The sequence below is a fragment of the Pseudomonas mendocina genome (genome assembly GCF_900636545.1).
In the GTDB taxonomy this organism is placed as follows: Bacteria; Pseudomonadota; Gammaproteobacteria; order Pseudomonadales; family Pseudomonadaceae; genus Aquipseudomonas; species Aquipseudomonas mendocina.
This window is the reverse complement of the sequence record NZ_LR134290.1, coordinates 3,600,723-3,614,867: the sequence shown is the minus strand read 5'-3', so window position 1 is coordinate 3,614,867 and position 14,145 is coordinate 3,600,723. Positions and strand designations below refer to the sequence as shown.

At 64.9% G+C, this 14,145-nt stretch carries 11 protein-coding genes; 7 read left to right on the top strand and 4 right to left on the bottom strand.

Features of this window, described 5'->3' with window-relative positions:
* The first annotated feature begins 115 nt into the window (after window positions 1-115).
* Window positions 116-646: a cytochrome b gene (locus EL191_RS16790; protein ID WP_041979847.1), complete on the top strand. Its 531-nt coding sequence runs from the start codon at window positions 116-118 to the stop codon at window positions 644-646.
* A 223-nt stretch (window positions 647-869) separates the two neighbouring features.
* Here the strand turns inward: EL191_RS16790 and EL191_RS16785 are convergent, their stop codons facing one another.
* The 3 genes from EL191_RS16785 to EL191_RS16775 form a co-directional block, all read right to left on the bottom strand.
* Entirely contained in the window at window positions 870-2,057 is a 1,188-nt protein-coding gene (locus tag EL191_RS16785; RefSeq protein WP_041979848.1) for an MFS transporter, read from the bottom strand.
* A 106-nt stretch (window positions 2,058-2,163) separates the two neighbouring features.
* Window positions 2,164-3,063 carry a LysR family transcriptional regulator gene (locus tag EL191_RS16780; protein ID WP_041979849.1) on the bottom strand — a complete coding sequence of 300 codons (900 nt, stop codon included), beginning with the start codon at window positions 3,061-3,063 and terminating at the stop codon, window positions 2,164-2,166.
* Window positions 3,064-3,083: 20 nt separating this feature from the next.
* A complete protein-coding gene (locus EL191_RS16775; protein WP_041979850.1) occupies window positions 3,084-4,997 on the bottom strand; it encodes a DEAD/DEAH box helicase in 1,914 nt (637 codons plus the stop codon).
* A 150-nt stretch (window positions 4,998-5,147) separates the two neighbouring features.
* On the opposite strand from EL191_RS16775, the gene EL191_RS16770 reads away from it, so the two are divergent.
* Window positions 5,148-6,041, top strand: coding sequence for a DMT family transporter (locus EL191_RS16770; protein WP_041979851.1), 894 nt, complete (start codon window positions 5,148-5,150; stop codon window positions 6,039-6,041).
* 329 nt (window positions 6,042-6,370) lie between these two features.
* On the opposite strand, the gene mnmC is transcribed toward EL191_RS16770, so the two are convergent.
* Window positions 6,371-8,332 carry a bifunctional tRNA (5-methylaminomethyl-2-thiouridine)(34)-methyltransferase MnmD/FAD-dependent 5-carboxymethylaminomethyl-2-thiouridine(34) oxidoreductase MnmC gene (gene mnmC / locus EL191_RS16765; protein ID WP_041979852.1) on the bottom strand — a complete coding sequence of 654 codons (1,962 nt, stop codon included), beginning with the start codon at window positions 8,330-8,332 and terminating at the stop codon, window positions 6,371-6,373.
* Between the two features lie 145 nt (window positions 8,333-8,477).
* On the opposite strand from mnmC, the gene pap reads away from it, so the two are divergent.
* The 5 genes from pap (at window position 8,478) to EL191_RS16740 (ending at window position 14,025) form a co-directional block, all read left to right on the top strand.
* Window positions 8,478-9,965, top strand: coding sequence for a polyphosphate:AMP phosphotransferase (pap, locus tag EL191_RS16760; protein WP_041979853.1), 1,488 nt, complete (start codon window positions 8,478-8,480; stop codon window positions 9,963-9,965).
* Between the two features lie 220 nt (window positions 9,966-10,185).
* On the top strand, window positions 10,186-11,373 hold the full coding sequence (locus EL191_RS16755) for a thiolase family protein (protein WP_013716618.1): 1,188 nt from the start codon (window positions 10,186-10,188) through the stop codon (window positions 11,371-11,373).
* 154 nt (window positions 11,374-11,527) lie between these two features.
* Entirely contained in the window at window positions 11,528-12,148 is a 621-nt protein-coding gene (locus EL191_RS16750) for a LysE family translocator (protein WP_013716617.1), read from the top strand.
* A gap of 63 nt (window positions 12,149-12,211) precedes the next feature.
* Window positions 12,212-13,135 (top strand): LysR family transcriptional regulator, encoded by a 924-nt coding sequence (locus tag EL191_RS16745; RefSeq protein ID WP_041979854.1) that lies wholly within the window; start codon window positions 12,212-12,214, stop codon window positions 13,133-13,135.
* Window positions 13,132-14,025, top strand: a complete 894-nt coding sequence (locus EL191_RS16740) for a LysR substrate-binding domain-containing protein (protein ID WP_017362668.1) — start codon at window positions 13,132-13,134, stop codon at window positions 14,023-14,025. The genes EL191_RS16745 and EL191_RS16740 overlap by 4 nt, the downstream gene beginning before the upstream one ends.
* Window positions 14,026-14,145 lie beyond the last annotated feature (120 nt).

Genomic DNA, 14,145 nt, shown 5'->3' with positions numbered 1-14,145 from the left:
CCCGAGCCCCGCGGAACGGCACCATTGCGTCTGGATCGGGTCTTTGCACGGACCGCGGCGTTTGGCTGCCCGACCTGATTACCGTTTTCGTTGATGACATTGGAGAGAAACCACGATGTCGAATCTGCATGATTCCGCACAGCGCTATGGCGCCGTTACACGCTTGCTGCATTGGGGCATGGCCGTTTTGCTGGGGTGGCAGTTCGTCACCGTTCTTGCCCACTCCTTGCTGGAAGACAGTGCACTGGACAAGTTCGCCTGGAGCACGCACAAGGCCACGGGCCTGGTGTTGATGGTACTGGTGGTCATCCGCCTGCTCTGGGCGTTGTACAGCCATAACCGCCGGCCTGCGGCGGTCAGCGCCCTGGCCCGCTTGGGTCACCTGGCACTGTATGGGTTGCTGTTCGTCATCCCCTTCATCGCCTTGCTGCGCCAGTATGGCTCGGGCCGTGAGTTCGTCGCCTTCGGCATGACCGTCATGCCGGGGTTCGATGGCAAGATCGAATGGATGATCGCGCCTGCCAGCCTGCTGCATGGCAACCTGGGGTGGCTGCTGCTGTTCATGGTGATCGGCCATGCGGCCATGGCCTTCATCCACCGCCGCCAGGGCGACGAGGATGTGCTGGCACGTATGATCGGTCGCTGAATCGACTGGCTATGGCGAAAGGCTTACACGCTGAGGCGGCAACCTCCACTGTTGCCATCGAGGGCCGATCTCTAATCTACGCACATCCCCTGCAGCGACGGAACGCTGAGGATCAAGGACGATGACCAGGCCAAGATGGCTACCGACAGGATGTCGGATGGTTGGGAAGAAACCCGCTTAGGCGGGTTTTTTGTTGCCCGCGATTTTTGTATCGCGCTGCTCATCACTTCTCTTTGCCAATGAATACCAGCAGTGCGAGCAACGGCAGTCCGGCGGCCAGCAAGGCTGTGCCCGACCAGCCGAAGCGCTCGTAGACCGGGCTGGCCAGCGCCGAGCCGATGGCTCCACCGACGAAGATGCTGGTCATGTACAGCGCATTGAGCCGCGCGCGACTCTGAGGCTCCAGAGCGTAGATCGTACGTTGGCCCAGCACCATGCTCATCTGCACGGCGAAATCCAGCACGATGGCGGTGGCGATCAGGCCGATCCAGCCTAGCCCGGTGTCCAGCAGATTGGGTGCGAAAGCCAACGGTGCCAGGATCAGCGCCACCAGGCTGGCGCGCCAGGTGTGGCCGGCATCGGCCAGACGCCCGGCGATGGGAGCCGCCACCGCGCCGATGGCACCGGCCAGGGCGAACAGGGCGATATTCTGTTGACTCAGGCCCAGATGACGCGCCAGTTGCAGCGGTGCGACCGTCCAGAACAGGCTGAAACTGGCGAACATCAGGCCCTGATAAAGCGCGCGGTGGCGCAGGGTGGGGTAGCGGCGCAGCAGGTGAACGAGCGAGGCCAGCAGTTGCCCGTAGCTTGCCTTGTGGCTGGGGGCGTGGCGCGGAATGGTGGTGGCGATCACCAGGGTGATCACCAGCATCAGAGCCGCTGCCATCAGGTACACCGCGCGCCAGCCAAATTCGCCGGCTACCACACTGGCTAGCGGCCTCGCCAGCAGGATGCCCAGCAGCAGACCGCTCATGATATTGCCCACCACGCGACCACGGCTGGCTTCCGGCGCCAGGTTGGCGGCCAGAGGAATCAGCATCTGCACCGAGACCGAACTGAGCCCGATCAGTAGCGCCAGGCCGAGGAACAGATCCGGCTGATTGGCGAAGGCGGCGGCCAGCAGGCAGAGCAGGGCGGCGGCGGTGGTGATCAGCATCAGCCGACGGCTTTCCAGCAAGTCCGCCAGTGGCACCAGGAACAACAGGCCGAGCGCATAGCCGATCTGCGTCAGCGAAACGATCAGGCTGGCGCGTTCGGCGCTGAGGCCGACGTCCGGAGCGATAAGCTCGATGATCGGCTGGGCGTAATAGAGGTTGGCGACGATCGCGCCGCAGCACAGGGCGAACAGCAGCACCAGTGCCTGTGGCAGGGCTGGCGACTCGCTCGTGAGTGAGGAGGTCTGGCTAGTCATGATGGGATCTCGATGAGAGGAAGCGACAGGCGCAAGGTTAGGTAGCTAACGCCTGGTGGAGAATCCGTCGGATCGGCAACGCTGCGTTGCGCGCTGTGCAAAGCCCTCAGCCTTGCAGCACTTCCTGGAGAAACTCGCTGAACGCGGCGATGCGCCGAGAGCCGCGATGGTTCGGCAGATACAACAGGTGGATGGTGCCTTCGTGCGGGCCGGGTGCGATGTCGTAGTCGGGCAGCAGGCGCTGCAGCGTGCCACTGTCCACGTCGTCACGTACCAGCCAGTCCGACAACAGCGCGATGCCCTGACCATCCAGCGCCGCCTGGCGCAGGATATCGGCGTTGTTGCTGCGCAGGCGCCCGCTGATTGGTACCTGCAGCGTCGTCCCCTGTTGCTCGAAGCGCCAGTAGTTCGCCGGGCTGCCGTAGTCGTACTGCAGGCAGGCGTGCATCTGCAGTGCGTCAGGCTGAGTGATGGGCGAGTTGCATGCGAGGTACTGCGGGCTCGCCACCAGCCAGCGGCGGAAGCTGCCGACCCGCTGGCTGACCACGTCGTCGCTGACAATGGAAGAGCCCAGGCGCAGCGCCAGGTCGACCCGTTCGCTGAGCAGATCGACCACCTCGTCGGTGACGCGCAGGGACACCTCCAGTTGTGGGTGTCGCTGCAGCAGCTTGCCAAGGTGCGGGGCAATGATGCGTCGGGCGAACTCCACCGGCACGCTTACGGCCAGGCGGCCGCGTACTTCGCCATCTTTGTCCGCTACGGCGGCGTCGGCTTCGTCCAGGGCATCGAGGATGGCCAGGGCGCGCTCGAAGTAGTCGCGCCCGGCCTCGCTGACGCTGATCTGCCGTGTGTTGCGGTTGAGCAGTACGCAGCCCAGTTCCTGCTCCAGGGCGTTGACTGCGCGTGTCACCGATGAGGTAGCCAGCCCCAGTTGCCGCGCTGCAGCGGAAAAACCACCACAGCGAACGGTGGCGACGAAGGTGCGCAGAGCCAGCAGTTTGTCCATGGGAACGCCTGAAGTGCCGATCAGCCTGAAGCTTGCGCGATAGGTCGGCTCGCTGCCAAGCACTGCGTGGCGCCCTGGGCCTTGCGCGTGTACCACAACACTCGGCTCACGCCGCGGGTGATGGCGACATAGGCCAGGCGCCGGGCTTCGTCCTGCATGGCCTGGTCGTAGCTGCCAGCGAAGAAGCCACACTGGGCGTAGAGCGCGTTGCGCAGCGGGTGTTTGTCCGCCGGCAGGCAGTCGTCGAGGATGATCGCCACCTCGGCCTGCAGCCCCTTGGCACGGTGGATGGTCATGGTTTTTACCGGCAGCGCCTTGTCCAGTTGCGCGCGCACCTGTTGCAGCGGCTCGTTGCGCCGGCTCAGCAGGAGCACGGCGGTACGATCGGCGTTGGGGCGCTGGCTGACGTGCTGGCACTGCGCGGTGATTTCCTTGAGCAGCGCCGGCAGGCCGCTGGCCAGGTCGAAGCGCTGGATAAGCCTGACGCCATGGTCGCCCGGTTGCATGGCCTTGGCCGCGACGCAGGTCTTGGCCTGCTTGTTGTGTACCTCGGCCAGCACCTTCTCGCCGTCGCGAATCACCGGCTCGATGCTGCGGTAGTTGGTGCCCAGCAGCAGGGTGGTGCTCTTGCCGCGTCCCCGGCTGGGGAAGTGTCGGTCGAAGTCGATGAACAGCTCCGGCGAGCTGCCGCGCCAGCCGTAGATCGATTGCCAGTCATCACCGATGGCCATCAGGCTGATGCGTTCGCCCGCTGCGTGCAGGCGACGGTGTACGGCCTGCAGCCACAGCACGATCTGTGGCGAGATATCCTGGAATTCGTCGATCAGCAGGTGGCTCAAGGCGATCAGGGCGGGGCCAGATTTGCCACCGTCGCTGCTCAGTCGCTCACTCAGCTGCGCGAACGCGCCGTTGAAACTGATCAAACCCTGGTTGTGCAGCAGGGCGTTGAAGTGCTGGTGGAAGCGCTGCATGGCTTCGATGAAATCACGTTCGCGCGGCGCACAGCCCAGGGCCTTCATGTCCAGGCGGTCGAGGCGAATCCCCAGGCTCTCGGCGAAGTCGATTTGCCCGTGCAGCAACTCGAACAGCGGCAGAGCGGCGAATTCACCGGGCAGCTTGCAGGCGTCCAGTGGTGCCTTGGCCTTGCCCTGTGGCGGCTCCTCGGGCGCCGGTAGCTTGAGCAGGCGGTGAGTCAGGGCGCGAAAGCGCGCATCGTCTGCGTAGGCGTTCTGGTAGGCCTGCTTGAGCAGGCGCTGTTGTGCGGGACGCAGGCGCGTGCCTGCGAGCGGGTTGTCCGGTTCGTCGCTGGGATCGTCCAGTTGCTCGAACCAACGCGGGTTGCCCAGGCGCTCCTTGGCCAGCGTCGCCATGGCGGCGTGGAAGGTGCGCACGCACTGGCGCGCATCGTGCGGGTAGTGCCAGAAGTCGAGCAGGCGTTGCAGGCGCTCGCGCAGCTCGTGGCAGGAGGTATTGGTGAAGGAAATCACCGTCAGGCGTTTCGGCTCGACCTCCAGGTGGCAAAGCAGAAACACCACGCGCAGTACCAGAGTGCTCGACTTGCCCGAGCCGGCGCCGGCGAAGATGCGCGCCAGTGGCGCGCGGCAGAGGATCATCGCCCACTGTTCGTCCGACGGTGCGCCGATCAGCCCGGCGCTTACCGCCTCGGCCACGCGCTCGCGCATGGCCTGTACCTGAGCGTCTTCGATCTTCAGCCGGGTGGCGGGGTAGATGCCGGCGGGGCCAGGCTTGCTGCTGGCGGTCTTGCGACTGCCGGCTTTCTTGTTCCCGGTGGATTTCTTCTTGCTCTGCTTGCGCACGGGCTTGCGTGGCTGCGCAGCCTCGCGCTCGGCGCGCAGGTAGGCGGTGGTGCGGGGGAAGTAACGGGCGAGGGCGCTGGACAGCAGTTGTTTGTAGCGCGCGACAGCGGAAAGCATGCGGTGAGAATGACCTAACTGATAAAGCCCGCATGATAAAGCCTGCAGCGCGATGGCAGGCAGTGATGGCGCAGCGATAAATGCGCAACTTTGTGCAAGCGCCCAGCGCGTATCGCTTCCAGACTATGCTCCAGTCTTGGGAGATTCTCGATGAACCTGTCGCTTTACCTGCTTACCGTACTGATCTGGGGCACCACCTGGATCGCCATCAAATTGCAGATGGGCGAGGTAGCTGTCGCCGCCTCCATCGCCTATCGCTTCGCCCTGGCCTCGGCAGTGCTATTCGCCATGCTCTGGCTCAGCGGCCGCCTGCAGTCGATGGATCGCCGTGGCCAGGGCATCTGTCTGATGCAGGGGCTGTGCCTGTTCTGCCTCAACTTCCTGTGCTTCTACACCGCCAGCCAGTGGATCCCCAGCGGGCTGATCGCGGTAATCTTCTCCACCGCTACCCTGTGGAATGCGATCAATGCACGGCTGTTCTTCAAGCAGCGTATCGCTGCCAACGTGCTGCTCGGTGGTGCGCTGGGGCTTGCCGGCCTGGGCTTGCTGTTCTGGCCTGAGCTGGCGGGGCACGAAGCCAGTCGTGAAAGCCTTTTGGGTATTGGCCTGGCACTGTGCGGTACGCTGTGCTTCTCCGCCGGCAACATGCTCTCCAGCCTGCAGCAGAAGGCCGGGCTCAAACCGCTGACCACCAACGCCTGGGGCATGCTCTATGGCGCGCTGATGTTGGCAGGCATTTGCCTGGTCAGCGGCACGCCGTTCGCCTTCGAGTGGAGCGCACGCTATGTCGGCTCGCTGCTTTACCTGGCAATTCCGGGCTCGGTGATCGGCTTTACCGCCTACCTGACCCTGGTCGGGCGCATGGGCCCGGAGCGCGCCGCCTACTGCACGGTGCTGTTCCCGGTGGTGGCGCTGAATATCTCGGTATTCCTCGAGGGCTACCAATGGACGGCCCCGGCGCTGCTCGGCCTGGGCCTGGTGATGCTGGGCAACGTGCTGGTATTTCGTAAGCCCAAGCCAGTGCTTGTCGAGGCCAGGGCTTAAGCGCTGGTTGGCTGCGGTGCGCACGGCGCACCCTACGAAAGGGCCACGTACGGTGGTAATTCTGTTCACTTAAGGTTGCATGCGTTTGGCTCCCCTCTCCCATTTATGGGAGAGGGGCTGGGGGAGAGGGCTGACAGCACCGCAAACTGGTAGTTTTCCCCTCTCCGAACGCGGCCCGCCCTAACCCTCTCCCCAGAGGGGCGAGGGGACTGATCGCGCTCGACCATTTCTTATGTGAACAGCATTACACGTACGGTGGCTCTTTTTGGCTACCCCGGCGCGGTCAACTCGGTAGGGTGCGCCGTGCGCACCGGCCTCTACCGTGCTTATCAGCTCCCGCGAATCAGCTTGCGCAGCATAAAGCGGTTGGGATGGCTGGCCTCGGCCACTCCGCGCGGCACTGGCAGCGGTTCGTCCTCCAGCCAGGCGGCGATCAGCTCGCCCGACAGCGGTGCGGTGATCAGCCCGCGCGAGCCATGGCCGCTGTTGATGTACAGGCCGGGTAGCCAGGGGCAGGGCGTTTCCGGCACCTGGCGGGCGTCCTTGGTCAGCACCGCGTAGGCCTCGTTGAAGGCCTGCTGCTCGGCCAGCGGGCCTACCAATGGCAGGTAGTCCGGGCTGGTGCAGCGGAACGCTGCGCGGCCTTGCAGAGTGGCAGGGTCGAGCGTCTGCACATCCAGGCGCTCGGCGAGATCCGTAGAAATCTCCCTTAGCAGTTCGAGGTTGCCAGCGTGCTCGGCGACGCTGGGCGTCAGATCATCGTTGTGAAAGTCGAAGCTGGCGCCCAGGGTGTGTTCGCCTTCACGTGGTGGTGCGACATAGCCCTCGGCACAGACCACGGTACGCAGTGCACTGCTGGACTTGCTGACGGGTAGGCGGCTGATCTGCCCGCGAATACGCTTGAGCGGCAGGTTGGCATCGGACAGTAGGCGACCGATCTCGGCGGCGCAGGCCAATACCAGAACCGGCGCCTCGGCCAGCACGCCGTTGTGGCCCTCGACGCGCCAGCGATCATCCCGCCGACTCAGGCTCAGCGCCTCCTGATAGGGACGTAGTTCGATCAGCGGGTGTTGCACCAGTTGCCGGCACAGCGCTGGCGGGTGCACCCAGCCGGCGTCCGGGTAGAACAGGCCACCGGCCGGCAGGGCGATGCCGGCGTGTTGCTCGGCTTCATCCTTGGTCAGTGCATGCAGCAGATCATTCGGGAAGGCCGCAGCCAGCTTGCTCTGACGTTCGGCCTCCTTGGCGTCGAAGGCCAGTTGCAGCACGCCGCAGGCATCCCAATCGACGCCACGTTGCAGGCGCTCGAGCAGGCGGCGGGTATGGCCGAAACCGGCGACGATCAGCCGCGACAGCGCAGTGTCGTGGGCTGAGAGTTTCAGATAGAGCACACCTTGCGGGTTGCCCGAGGCCTCGCGGGCGATATCGTCGTGGCGCTCCAGCACAGTGACGCACCAGCCGCGTGCGGCCAGGCTGGCAGCCGTGGCACAACCGGCCAGGCCTGCGCCGATCACCACGGCCTGGCGTTCGCCTGTCGGCAATGCCGGGCGGGCGAACCAGGGCGCTGTGCGCTGCATCTGCTGTGCCTGGAATGGGCCGGCGAGCATCTCGCGTTTGTGGCCGAAGCCCTTGACCCGCACCACGGCAAAACCCGCCGCGATCAGTCCGCGCCGGACGAAGCCGGCACTGGTGAAGGTAGCCAGCGTGGCGTCTGGCGCCGACAGCCGCGCCAGTTCGCTGAACAGCGCCTCTGTCCACATCTCCGGGTTCTTCGACGGGGCAAAGCCATCGAGGAACCAGGCATCGACCCTGGCATCGAGCTGCGGCAGGCAGTCGAGCACGTCGCCGATCATCAACGTCAGCGCCACGCGTCCGCCGTCGAGCAGCAGACGCTGGAAACCGGGATGGATGGCGCGGTACTGCGCCAGCAGTTGTTCGGCGTAGGGCGCCAGCTCCGGCCACAGGGCCAGGGCTCGTTGCAGATCCGCCAGGGCCAACGGGAATTTCTCCACGCTGACGAAATGCAGCCGCGCGTCATGCGGGGCATGCTCGGAGAAGGCCTGCCAGGCGCAGAGGAAGTTGAGCCCGGTGCCGAAGCCGGTTTCGCCGATCACCAGTCGTCCGCCCGCCGGGAGAGCTTGGCAGCGCTCGATGATCTGGTTGTGGGCGAGGAAGACGTGACGGGTTTCCTCCAGGCCGTTGGCGCGGGAGAAGTACACGTCGCCATAGCTGCGCGACAGCGGCTGGCCGTGCTCGTCCCAGTCGAGCTGGGCGTTGTGGACGTCGGACATGGTGGAGTTCCGGATAAAACAGGCGGCGATTCTAACCGCTGTGCACGTGCTTTTCCCGGCGCAGGTCAATCCGTGTCGAGCCGCTATCAGGCAAAGTCGCGTTCTATCCGTTAGGCTCTGATGACCATTCCAGGGAGGTCATTGCATGTTCGAATCCGCCGAAATCGGCCGCAGTATCGACAAGGCCACGTTCGAGGCCGAGGAGCCGGCGCTGCGCGAGGCCTTGCTGGAGGCGCAGTACGAACTCAAGCAGCAGTCTCGTTTCCCGGTGATCGTGCTGATCAACGGCGTCGAGGGTGCCGGCAAGGGCGAGACGGTTAAGCTGCTCAACGAGTGGATGGACCCGCGGCTGATCCAGGTCAGCACCTTCGATATCCAGACCGATGAAGAGCTGGCGCGGCCACCGGCCTGGCGCTATTGGCGACAGTTGCCGCCGAAAGGGCGCATGGGCGTGTTCTTCGGCAACTGGTACAGCCAGATGCTGCAGGGGCGTGTACATGGCAAGTTCAAGGACGCGGTGCTTGACCAGGCCATCGACGGCGCCGAGCGCCTGGAGCGCATGCTTTGCGACGAGGGCGCGCTGATCTTCAAATTCTGGTTCCACTTGTCCAAGAAACAGATGAAGGCGCGCCTCGAGGCGCTCAAGGACGACCCGCTGCACAGCTGGCGCATCAGCCCGCTGGACTGGCAGCAGTCGAAGACCTACGACAAGTTTGTGCGCTACGGCGAGCGTGTGTTGCGCCGCACCAGCCGTGACTATGCGCCCTGGTATGTGGTCGAGGGTGTCGATCACTATTACCGCAGCCTCACCGTCGGACGCATTCTGCTCGAAGGCCTGCAGGCGGCGTTGGCTAACCCGCAGCGCATCCAGCTGCAGCCGCATGCGGCACCGCTGGCTTCCAGCCTGGACAATCGCGGTCTGCTGGCCAGCCTGGACATGACCCAGGCACTGGGCAAGGACGACTACAAGGAGCAACTGGCCACCGAGCAGGCGCGGCTGTCCGGCCTGATGCGCGACAAACGCATGCGCAAGCACGCTCTGATCGCGGTGTTCGAAGGCAACGATGCAGCCGGCAAGGGGGGGGCCATCCGCCGTGTGACTGGTGCGCTTGACCCACGCCAATACCGCATCGTGCCGGTGGCGGCGCCGACCGAGGAAGAGCGCGCCCAGCCTTATCTGTGGCGCTTTTGGCGGCACGTTCCGGCGCGCGGGCATTTCACCATCTTTGACCGCAGTTGGTACGGCCGCGTATTGGTGGAGCGGGTCGAGAGCTTTTGCAGCCAGGCCGACTGGCTGCGCGCCTATGGCGAAATCAACGACTTCGAGGAGCAGTTGACCAATGCCGGGGTGATCCTGGTGAAGTTCTGGTTGGCCATCGACCAGCAGACGCAGCTGGAGCGCTTCAAGGAGCGTGAGCAGATCCCGTTCAAGCGCTTCAAGATCACCGAGGAAGACTGGCGCAACCGCGACAAGTGGGACGACTATGCCGATGCGGTGGGCGACATGGTCGACCGCACCAGCACCGAGATCGCGCCCTGGACGCTGATCGAGGCCAATGACAAGCGCTTCGCCCGGGTCAAGGTGCTGCGCACCATCAACGAGGCCATCGAGGCGGCGTTCGCCAGGGATTGATGTCTTGTCGCGGCTAAAGCGGAATGCCGCCCAGCCGCTCCCACAGGTTACAGGGGAGCCGTGGGAGGGGCTTTAGCCGCGATGCTTTTGCCTCGTGCCGGAGTGCATCCTGGCTCTGCCCGGCATCGTCCCGTATACGCCAGATCAATGATGGTCGCACCCAGGGATCGGCTGGATTTATCTTCTCGCCATTCGCCATCCAATAACAACGAGGTGCGTCATGCGTGATGTGGTGATCGTCGATAGCGTGCGGACTGGCCTGGCCAAGTCCTTCCGCGGCAAGTTCAATATGACCCGGCCCGACGACATGGCTGCTCACTGCGTCGATGCGCTGCTGGTGCGCAACGGTATCGACCCGAAGCTGGTCGACGACTGCATCGTCGGCGCCGGCTCCAACGAGGGCGCGCAGGGCATGAACATCGGCCGCAACGTTGCCGTGCTCTCGCGTCTGGGCAATCCGGTGGCGGGCATGACCCTCAACCGTTTCTGCTCTTCGGGCCTGCAGGCCATCGCCATCGCCGCCAATCAGGTGGCATCCGGCTGCAGCGACATCATCGTCGCCGGTGGCGTCGAGTCCATCACCATGACCCTGAAAAGCATGAACATGGACAACTTGTTCAACCCGCTGCTGCAAAAGGACAACCCCGGCATCTATTACCCCATGGGCAAGACTGCCGAGATCGTCGCCAACCGCTACGGCATCACCCGCGAAGCCCAGGATGCCTATGCCTTGCAGAGCCAGCAGCGCACGGCGCGGGCCCAGGCCGAAGGCCTGTTCGCTGATGAAATCGTGCCGATGACGGTGAAGTATCAAGTGGAAGACAAGGCCAGCGGCGAGAAGAAGATCGTCGATGGCGTGGTCGAGGCCGATGACTGCAACCGCCCGGACACCACCCTGGAATCCCTGGCCAAGCTGCAACCGGCGTTCGACCCGGCGGGTAGCGTGACGGCGGGCAACGCTTCGCAACTGTCCGACGGCGCTTCCATGACCCTGGTGATGAGCCTGGAAAAAGCGCTGGAGCTGGGCCTGACGCCCAAGGCCTATTTCCGCGGCTTCACCGTGGCCGGTTGCGAGCCGGACGAAATGGGCATCGGCCCGGTGTTCTCGGTGCCCAAGCTGCTCAAGGCCAAGGGCCTGAACGTGGCCGACATCGATCTGTGGGAGCTCAACGAGGCCTTCGCCTCGCAGTGCCTGTACTGCCGCGACAAGCTCGAGATCGACAACGAGAAATACAACGTCAACGGCGGGTCCATCTCCATCGGCCACCCGTTCGGCATGACCGGGTCACGCCAGGTCGGCCACCTGGTGCGTGAACTGCAGCGCCGCGAGCTGCGTTACGGCATCGTCACCATGTGCGTCGGCGGCGGCATGGGCGCCACGGGGCTGTTCGAGGCCTATCGCGGCTAAACGACGTAGGGTGCGCCGCGCGCACCACCGGCAACATTCATCGCGTGAATGAACCGCGGTGCGCATGGTGCACCCTACGGGATCGCTGGCCTGACGACGGCCAGCGATGCGCTGTTTATACTCGCGCTCTGCCCTTCGACCGGAGCGCCTGCCGATGCCCTTTGCCGAAAACCTGATCGCCTTCACCCTGGCGGCTACACTGCTGACTCTGACTCCCGGGATCGACACTGCGCTGGTGCTGCGTACTGCAGCGGTCGAGGGCCGGCAGCAGGCGTTTCGCGCGGCGCTGGGCATCAATGCCGGCTGCCTGATCTGGGGCGCGGCGGTGGCCTTCGGCCTGGGCGCGCTGCTGGCGGTTTCCGAGTTCGGTTACAACCTGCTCAAGTACTGCGGTGCGGCCTATCTGGCCTGGCTCGGGCTGAACATGCTGCTGCGCCCGCGTACCTCGCTGGCGCCTGCGCAGGCGAGTGATACTGCCAGCGCCAACTGGTTCCTGCGTGGTCTGCTGGGCAATGTGCTCAACCCCAAGGTAGGGATCTTCTACGTGTCATTCCTGCCGCAGTTCATCCCGCAGGGCCAACCGCTGATTGCCTGGACGTTCGGCCTGGTGGGCATTCACGTGGCGCTCAGCCTGGTCTGGGCGTTGCTGCTGATCGGCGCCACCCAGCCGCTCGGTCACTGGTTGCGGCGCGAGGTGGTGATCAAGTGGATGGATCGCAGCACGGGGCTGATCTTCCTCCTCTTCGCCGCGCGCCTGGCCTTGAGCCGGCGCTGATTCAGGACGTGGCCTCGTCATGAGTTACGCTGCGTCGGTGCAACAGAAAACCAGGCGGTGACGATGGATCGGTTTCAGGAAATGAAGGTGCTGCTGGCGGTCACCGAGGCCGAGAGCTTCGCTGGCGGTGCCAAGCTGCTGGGTATCTCGCCGCCCAGCGTGACCCGCGCCGTTGCTGCGCTGGAGGCACGTCTCGGCACGCTGTTGCTGGCGCGCAGCACCCGTAGCCTGCGCCTGACCGAGGCCGGCCAGCGCTATGTCGAGGATTGCCGGCGCATCCTGCTGGAACTGGAGGAGGCCGAGGAGCTGGCCGCCGGTGGCAGCGTGCGGCCGCGTGGTCGGCTCACCGTGACCGCGCCGGTGATGTTCGGCGAGCTGTTCCTGATTCCACGCATCGCCCAGTACCTCGACACCCACCCGGACGTGGAAATCAACGCGCTGCTGGTCGACCGCGTGGTGAACATGATGGAGGAGGGCATCGACGTCGCCGTGCGCATCGGTTCGCTGCCCGAGGGGGATCATCCGGCGTTGCAGGTTGGGCAGATTCGCCCGGTGGTGTGCGCGTCGCCAGAGTTTCTCGACCGCGTCGGGCGCCCGCGCCACCCGGACGAGTTGCGCGATGCGCCCATCGTCATGTCCAGTGCCAGCGGTCTGCTGACGCACTGGAACTTCGTTGGCGCCGATGGCGTGTTCGGCTTCACCCCTGCGCCACGCTTCACCGTCAGCTCCAACCAGGCGGCAATCGGCGCCGCGCGTCTGGGCTGGGGCTACACCCGCGTGTTGTCCTACCAGGTCGCCGATGCGCTAGCCCGTGGCGAGATCGAACTGGTGCTCGAAACCTTCGAACCGCCGGCCTTGCCGGTGCACATCATTCACCAGGGCGGGCGTCAGGTGTCGGCCAAGGTGCGTACCTTCGTCGACCATTGCGCCGCGAGTTTTCGTGCCGACCCGGCCCTACGCGCGGCCGGTGCTCCACCTGCCACATGAATCATCATCGCGAGATGCAGGTGTTCCTCGCCGTGGCGCAGGCGGGCAGCCTGGCGGCAGCCGCCAGGGCGCTGCAACTGTCGCAGGCCACGGTGATGCGCACCGTGACGGCGCTGGAAAACCGCCTGGACGCTAGCCTGCTGCTGCGTGGTCCGCGTGGCGTAAGCCTGAGCCCGGCAGGTGCGGCGTTTGCCGACAGTTGCTTGCGCATTCTGCAACGGCTGGATGAGGCCGAGCGCTCGGTGACTGGCCTGCATGCCAGCCCGGCCGGACAGTTGACCCTGGCTCTGCCGCTGTTGATGACGCACCAGGTGCTGATGCCTGTCGCTGTCGATTACCTGGCGGCATTTCCCAAGGTGAGCCTGGCGACCCTGGCGCGCGAGGAGCTGCCGAGGCTGCTGGAGGAGGGCATCGACCTGGCCGTGGTCGTCGGGCACCTGCCCAGTTCGTCCGGCTTTGCTGTGCCGCTGGGGCAGGTGCGCCCAGTGGTCTGTGCCGCGCCTGCTTATTTCGAGCGCTGGGGCCGACCAGCCAATCCGCAGGCCCTGGCGGCGCATCGCACCATTGCCACCTCGACGACCGGCCATGTGGGGGAGTGGCGCTTTGCGCAGGAAACGGTGAAGGTCGCGCCACGGCTGACCTGTAGCACGCCGCAGGCCGCTATTCGTGCGGCGCTCGCGGGTTTCGGGCTGACTCGTTGCCTGAGTTACGAGGCCCATCATGAGCTGCAGACGGGGCAACTGCTGGCCGTACTCGAGGCTTTCGCCGCGCCGCCTCTGCCGGTGCAGCTGTATTACCGCGAGGGGCGCCGTGCTGCCGCGCGGGTGCGCAGCTTTCTCGACTTCGCCGTACCGCGCCTGCGTGCTCATCCGGCATTTGCGATGGGGTAATTGCAGAAAGTGAAATAGTGGATTGTCTTGTTTGGTGATTCTTCTGTGGGATGGATGGGGTGAACATGGCTCCATCGTCGCGAAGTTAAGTGATCTCGCGATGGCCAACCCCCACTTTCA

What these genes read in the sequence shown, in the direction of transcription:
- EL191_RS16790 (WP_041979847.1), top strand. Translation starts at nt 116, where the DNA reads ATGTCGAATCTGCATGATTCCGCACAGCGCTATGGCGCCGTTACACGC.
- EL191_RS16785 (WP_041979848.1), bottom strand. Translation starts at nt 2,057, where the DNA reads ATGACTAGCCAGACCTCCTCACTCACGAGCGAGTCGCCAGCCCTGCCA.
- EL191_RS16780 (WP_041979849.1), bottom strand. Translation starts at nt 3,063, where the DNA reads ATGGACAAACTGCTGGCTCTGCGCACCTTCGTCGCCACCGTTCGCTGT.
- EL191_RS16775 (WP_041979850.1), bottom strand. Translation starts at nt 4,997, where the DNA reads ATGCTTTCCGCTGTCGCGCGCTACAAACAACTGCTGTCCAGCGCCCTC.
- EL191_RS16770 (WP_041979851.1), top strand. Translation starts at nt 5,148, where the DNA reads ATGAACCTGTCGCTTTACCTGCTTACCGTACTGATCTGGGGCACCACC.
- mnmC (WP_041979852.1), bottom strand. Translation starts at nt 8,332, where the DNA reads ATGTCCGACGTCCACAACGCCCAGCTCGACTGGGACGAGCACGGCCAG.
- pap (WP_041979853.1), top strand. Translation starts at nt 8,478, where the DNA reads ATGTTCGAATCCGCCGAAATCGGCCGCAGTATCGACAAGGCCACGTTC.
- EL191_RS16755 (WP_013716618.1), top strand. Translation starts at nt 10,186, where the DNA reads ATGCGTGATGTGGTGATCGTCGATAGCGTGCGGACTGGCCTGGCCAAG.
- EL191_RS16750 (WP_013716617.1), top strand. Translation starts at nt 11,528, where the DNA reads ATGCCCTTTGCCGAAAACCTGATCGCCTTCACCCTGGCGGCTACACTG.
- EL191_RS16745 (WP_041979854.1), top strand. Translation starts at nt 12,212, where the DNA reads ATGGATCGGTTTCAGGAAATGAAGGTGCTGCTGGCGGTCACCGAGGCC.
- EL191_RS16740 (WP_017362668.1), top strand. Translation starts at nt 13,132, where the DNA reads ATGAATCATCATCGCGAGATGCAGGTGTTCCTCGCCGTGGCGCAGGCG.